This window comes from Mesorhizobium kowhaii, assembly GCF_042431665.1.
Lineage (GTDB): Bacteria > Pseudomonadota > Alphaproteobacteria > Rhizobiales > Rhizobiaceae > Mesorhizobium > Mesorhizobium kowhaii.
This window is the reverse complement of record NZ_JBHLYT010000203.1, coordinates 1-1,524: the sequence shown is the minus strand read 5'-3', so window position 1 is coordinate 1,524 and position 1,524 is coordinate 1. Positions and strand designations below refer to the sequence as shown.

Genomic DNA, 1,524 nt, shown 5'->3' with positions numbered 1-1,524 from the left:
TCTTACTGCGTCATAAATTTGGATATTTCGGCTTCGACTGAGCGCAGCAGGGACATCGCATCAATCTGCGGGCGAGTGCGACGGTCAGTTTTCTATGCAGCGTCGCGATCGAATTTGAGGTGTGCCGTTCGGGGCGAATGGGCGGGCTCGCTGGATCGTGAACCGCGGGGAATAGGAGGTTTTTCGCTGCTTTTGGAACGGGCGATTGCTGAGGGGGGAATCGTCTCCCGTTCGGAGAGGAGAAACCCGTAAGCCGCGATGCAAAGACTGGCGTGATGATGGAATCCGCGCCAACCTCGACCCTCGTAGTGGCCAAGGCCCAGTTCCTGCTTGAGCTCGCGATAATCCCGTTCAATCCGCCACCTTAGCTTGGTCGTGGCAACAAGATCACGCAGCGCGGTCGTTTCCGGCAGGGTCGAAAGCCAGTATTTGAGCGGCTCTTTGTCACCTTCGGGCCATTCGACAAGCAACCATTCTTCGGCGTGCGGATGTCCGAGATTATAGTCTCTGGACGCGACACGAAGACGAACAGCGGTAAAGCGCGACGCAAGATCGGTATTGCTGCCCTCCCGCCATATGACGGTCTGCCACGCGTCTATCGGCAGACTTTCCGCAAGCGCCTTGGCTGAAAGAGGTTGATGATCCGCGCTTCGTTGCATCAGCGACGGCGGCCGACCCTTTCCGCTCCAGGTCTTGGGCGGTAGCGGTCCTTCGCCTGGGCGCCAAACACTGAGCGTCGGCTGGACACCCACGACATAGCTGAGGCCCAGCTCGGTCAATCCTCGGCGGAACCCGCCGTCTGCGCCGTAACCGGCGTCGGCAAGGATCACGCCCGCCGGCATCTGCGTCTCTAGCGCCGCACGTACTTGTTCAAGCGCGATCTGTGGCTTGGTTTGAAATAGGATCTCGTCCGGGATCTTCGCCTTCTTCCGGCGCTCTGGATCATTTGCCCAGATCTCAGGTAGATAAAGCTGCCAGGCAACCGGTAAGCTGGCCCCCTCATTCGCAATCGAAAGACTGACGGCAACCTGGCAATTGTCCTGCTTGCCGAGCTGGCCGCAATATTGGCGTGCGACACCGACGGAATGCTTCCCCTTCTTTGGAAAGCCAGTGTCGTCGACAATCCAGGCGGTGATCGCACCGCCACGCTCGATCATGCGCGGCAAGGCCCAATCACGAACGCGCGCCAGCAGTGCGTCATCCGACCAAGGCGCTTGTCCCACGAAATGCAAAAGCGATTGATGCTTGGCCGAAACACGTGATGGCGCTGTAACGGCGGCCAGGGGCTCCACGCTTTTGCGCGCCACCGGCATCATCAAACCCGTACAATAATCCCGCAGCGGCTCTGCCCGATCGGCATGGCCTATGACCTCGACCAGTGCTTCCAAATACCCATCAAACGCGGCTGCTTCGCAACCGTCCTCGCTGACCATGGCGCCCATCCATCGCTGTGAATCGCCAACCTATCACAACCAGGTCGCCTACGAATCCCCCTCCGCGCGCTTTCGTGACTCAGTAAGACTA

General features: G+C 59.3%; 1 protein-coding gene. It reads right to left on the bottom strand.

From position 1 onward, the window contains the following. Positions 1 to 92: 92 nt before the first annotated feature. Positions 93 to 1,433 (bottom strand): IS701 family transposase, encoded by a 1,341-nt coding sequence (locus tag ACFFNA_RS39370; RefSeq protein WP_378925689.1) that lies wholly within the window; start codon positions 1,431 to 1,433, stop codon positions 93 to 95. Between the last annotated feature and the right edge of the window lie 91 nt (positions 1,434 to 1,524).